Raw genomic sequence first — 4,060 nt, 5'->3', positions numbered from 1 at the left:
ACCGGCAGATCCGGCCGGGAAGCAATATTCTAAATAATGTACAATCGATAGATTCCATAATATAAAACTTTTACTATACTTCGCAGTATAGTAATTCATAGCTGGCTTACACTATACGCCTGTTCACATGCTGCTGCGACCAACAGACTTATTATTTATTTCTCACCCATTAAAATATAGTTAACTTTGCCTCTCTATAACCCAACAGAACTAATGGAGGCTATAAAAGAAACCAACTTCTCCTTCACCGGACAAACCGGTTTTTACAAAGGCAAAGTTCGCGATGTCTATTACTTTGAAGACCAGCTGGCTGTTGTGGCAACGGACAGGATCTCAGCCTTCGATGTGGTACTGCCCCGGGCCATACCTTACAAAGGGCAGGTACTGAACCAGATTGCCAGCATCAACCTGAAAGCTACTGCTGACCTTGTACCCAATTGGGTCATCTCGGTACCCGACCCGAACGTTACGATCGGCTACCGGTGTGAGCCTTATAAAGTAGAGATGGTGATCAGAGGCTACCTGGCCGGCCATGCCTGGCGGGAGTACAAAGCGGGCCGGCGCGTAGTATGCGGCGTAGCCTTGCCGGAGGGCCTGCGCGAGAACGACAGACTCCCGGAACCGATTATCACGCCTACGACCAAAGCGGATGAAGGACATGATGAAGATATTTCGCGGGAAGAAATCTTAGCCAAAGGCATTGTATCTGAGCAGGAATATCTTAAATTAGAAGCTTATACCAGGCAGCTGTTTGCAAGAGGCACGGAATTGGCAAAACAAAAAGGACTGATACTGGTTGACACCAAGTATGAGTTCGGAAACTACAAAGGCGAGGTATACCTGATCGACGAGATCCATACCCCTGACTCCTCCCGCTACTTTTACAACGAGGGGTACGCAGAACGTCAGCAGCAGGGTGAGCCTCAGAAGCAGTTGTCCAAAGAGTTCGTACGGCAGTGGCTGATCGAAAACGGCTTTCAAGGCAAGGATGGACAAGCTATACCTGAAATGACGGATGAAGTAGTGCAGCGTATCTCCGAAAGGTATATAGAACTTTACGAGGTTTTTACCGGCCACGCCTTTACAAAAGAAAATTATACCGATGTGCTCTCACGTATTGAGAATCACATAGTAGAAAACATTTTTACCACAAAAAATTAGAATAATTAACCTGGATTTTGGTACATTCGCGTTTAAATCCTTACTGGTAGATCTATGAAGTACACGATTGATAAGAAAGAAAACTACACCATAATCACGATAGATGAGAAGAAGCTGGACACTTCAATTGCTCCGGATCTGAAGTCTGAGTTCGTGAAATTGAATGCCGAAGGGATCACCAATCTGATTCTTGACCTCAATAACGTTAAATATACTGACTCCTCGGGGCTTAGCTCTATTCTGATAGCGAACAGACTTTGCAACTCTTCCAACGGCCTGTTGATTCTGACCAGCCTGCAGGACCACGTAATGAAGCTGATCACCATCTCCAAACTGGAGTCTGTGCTGAACATCCTTCCTACGGTAGAAGAAGCAATTGACCGTGTGTTCCTGCACGAAATCGAGCAGGACCTGACGAACAAGGAAGACTAAGCATAGGTGGTTTTGTGGATTTCGAACTCAGAATTCTTGGCAGTTCGTCGGCCACACCATCGGCAAACAGACATCATACAGCACAGCTGTTAACGATCGACAATCAGTACCATCTGATTGATTGCGGTGAGGGTACACAAATGCAGCTGATGCTTTACAAGATAAAGCATCAGCGCATTTCCAACATCTACATAAGCCACATGCATGGGGATCATTATTTTGGTCTGCCGGGCTTGCTCTCAACCATGCACCTGCAGGGCCGCCAACTCCCCCTCCACCTTTACGGACCGCCCGGCCTATCCGAAATCCTCAGTCTGCAGTTCAAATACTCCGGCACCAACCTGAGCTTCAAGCTGATCTTTCATGAGCTGGATACCACCTCTTACCGTAAAATTTACGAAGACAAAAAAATCACGGTGCACACCATTCCGATGGAACACCGGGTCCCTTGCTGCGGTTTCCTTTTCCGCGAAAAGCCAAAGCCGCGTCCGCTCATAAAAGAGAACCTGCCCGACTTCCTTACCCCGCCGCAACTGGTTCGCCTGAAATGGGGCGAGGACATACGCGATGCGAACGGAAACATTCTGGTGCGCAACCAAGTCGTCACCCTCGAGCCCAAGCGCAGCCGCAGCTATGCCTATTGCTCCGACAGCCGCTACAAGCCCGAACTGCTCAACTACCTGCGGGGCGTAGACCTGCTCTACCACGAAGCGACCTTCACCGACGACCTGCGCGAGCGGGCCCACTATACCTTCCACAGCACAGCCCGGCAAGCCGCTGAGATGGCCGCCGCCGCCCAGGTACGCCACCTGCTGCTCGGCCACTTTTCCGTGCGCTACAAAGACCTCACTCCCCTGCTTTCGGAAGCACAGGAAATATTCCCCAAGGCAGATCTGGCCGTGGAAGGCAGTATTTTTTGTGTGCGGGAGTAGCGCTATACCTATACCAACAAAAAAGAGCCGCGAGGGCTCTTTCTTTTAATGCGGAATCGACAAAGCTTACTTGGCCATCTGGGCGATTTTTTCAAGCGGCAGCGAATTCACCATCTTCAGAATAGTGTCTTCCTGGGTATCATCCGCTCTCAGTGTCAGCAGGGTATTCTGCAGCGGAATCTGTAGCTCATAACCGGTCTTTGTTCCTTCTCCTTCTACCTTGTTCAGCACTGCCTTATACCCCTGCACCTTGACTACCTTTTGGGTGCCATCTCCACTATTCGCAATAAAAGGTATAGACAGCATTGCCTGCAGCGAGTTGATTAGCGGGGAATTGTTAATGATGTCCAGGGTAGTCATTTTAGCCTCGGAACCGTAGGTGCGGTGCACATACAGTCCCATGCCCATACCGCCACCTGAGCCTGTCACGTTGTCGTCCTTTACGTTGGCTGTTCTGTCCTCCATTTTGGCAGGGAGCAGCTTGAGTATCTCTTTGCCTATCTCCATGTCCAGGTTGCGGAGCATCTGCTCCATTGCGAAGCGGGAATTGCTCAGGTCACCAGAGGCGTAGGCCGTCTGGGCCTCTTTCATGCTCTTGCTGAAGTCCTGGCTATTTGCTGCGGTTGAAAAAAGCATCAGGAGAAGTATAGCGATCGTATTTTTCATATTGCATTTAGTTCTTTAAAAATCTATGAACTCTATTTCTCACCCAACATTTTCTTGATACCGTCAATGTCAACGGCATTGGCTGCGGCCATCACTTCCTGCTCGTTCTTGAAGTTTACTGCCTCATACACTAGCATAGAAGATTGCCCCATCGGCACGGTCAGTGTATAGCCACTCGCGTCATCGTATTCGATTACGGCCCGGTGTCCCTTTACCTTCGTCTGCTTCCAGTTCTGCTGCTCGCCGGAGGTCTGTGCGTAGCCGCCATTCGCCAGGTAGGCGTTCACAGCTGACAACATGAGGGCATTGTTGGCTACCATTACCCGAAGCTCTTTTTCGTTCCCGTCCGTGTACTGCCGCGTGATGGACAGGCCGGTCCAACCCCAGCCGCTGCTGGCCACCTGCTCCACACTGTTGTCTTTGTTCAGGCCACTGATCGTCTCTGGCAAGGACTTGAGTATCTTCTGCCCTATCTCGAGCTCAACGCCCAACATAGCCTGTTGTACGGCATAGCGTGCCTCACCATAAGTACCGGCTTTGTAGGCCTTGTCGGCATCTGTCAGATGTAGTTTCACATCGGGCGGTGTCGAAATCAGACCTTCTCCCCCTTTGTTATGTGCCCTGCTGCCTGCTGCTTTAGCCTCCGGAGTTCCTGAGCCGAGACCAGTCTTTTCCTGAGCCGACTTATCCAACGCCTGCTCTGCCAGATTGCCTGCCTTTTGCTTTAATTTATTTAACACACCTCCCTGAGCAGATGCCTCCTGTAAGGCTAGGCAAAGGCAAAAACTAATTACTAAAACACATGTATCCTTCTTTTTCATAACAACGAGATAAGTGATTGTAAAACAGCTCCAAAGCCTGAAGATACT

General features: G+C 49.6%; 5 protein-coding genes. 3 read left to right on the top strand and 2 right to left on the bottom strand.

The genetic code is table 11. The features are described from left to right. Nucleotides 1-213: 213 nt before the first annotated feature. Genes OB13_RS15240 through OB13_RS15230 form a run of 3 tightly spaced genes read left to right on the top strand, consistent with a single transcriptional unit; the run spans nucleotide 214 to nucleotide 2,525 of the window. On the top strand, nucleotides 214-1,161 hold the full coding sequence (locus tag OB13_RS15240; RefSeq protein ID WP_461491032.1) for a phosphoribosylaminoimidazolesuccinocarboxamide synthase: 948 nt from the start codon (nucleotides 214-216) through the stop codon (nucleotides 1,159-1,161). Nucleotides 1,162-1,215: 54 nt separating this feature from the next. Next, on the top strand, nucleotides 1,216-1,593 hold the full coding sequence (locus OB13_RS15235) for an STAS domain-containing protein (protein ID WP_007657896.1): 378 nt from the start codon (nucleotides 1,216-1,218) through the stop codon (nucleotides 1,591-1,593). A gap of 14 nt (nucleotides 1,594-1,607) precedes the next feature. Beyond that, a complete protein-coding gene (locus OB13_RS15230) occupies nucleotides 1,608-2,525 on the top strand; it encodes a ribonuclease Z (protein ID WP_461491031.1) in 918 nt (305 codons plus the stop codon). A 66-nt stretch (nucleotides 2,526-2,591) separates the two neighbouring features. Here OB13_RS15230 and OB13_RS15225 read toward each other — a convergent pair whose 3' ends face one another. Then, nucleotides 2,592-3,191 carry a hypothetical protein gene (locus tag OB13_RS15225; protein WP_461491030.1) on the bottom strand — a complete coding sequence of 200 codons (600 nt, stop codon included), beginning with the start codon at nucleotides 3,189-3,191 and terminating at the stop codon, nucleotides 2,592-2,594. Between the two features lie 32 nt (nucleotides 3,192-3,223). Further along, nucleotides 3,224-3,931: a hypothetical protein gene (locus OB13_RS15220; RefSeq protein ID WP_461491029.1), complete on the bottom strand. Its 708-nt coding sequence runs from the start codon at nucleotides 3,929-3,931 to the stop codon at nucleotides 3,224-3,226. Nucleotides 3,932-4,060: the final 129 nt, after the last annotated feature.

This window comes from Pontibacter sp. HJ8 (assembly GCF_054824225.1).
This window is presented reverse-complemented; position numbering and strand designations above follow the sequence as displayed.

What these genes read in the sequence shown, in the direction of transcription:
- OB13_RS15235 (WP_007657896.1), top strand. Translation starts at nt 1,216, where the DNA reads ATGAAGTACACGATTGATAAGAAAGAAAACTACACCATAATCACGATA.
- OB13_RS15225 (WP_461491030.1), bottom strand. Translation starts at nt 3,191, where the DNA reads ATGAAAAATACGATCGCTATACTTCTCCTGATGCTTTTTTCAACCGCA.
- OB13_RS15240 (WP_461491032.1), top strand. Translation starts at nt 214, where the DNA reads ATGGAGGCTATAAAAGAAACCAACTTCTCCTTCACCGGACAAACCGGT.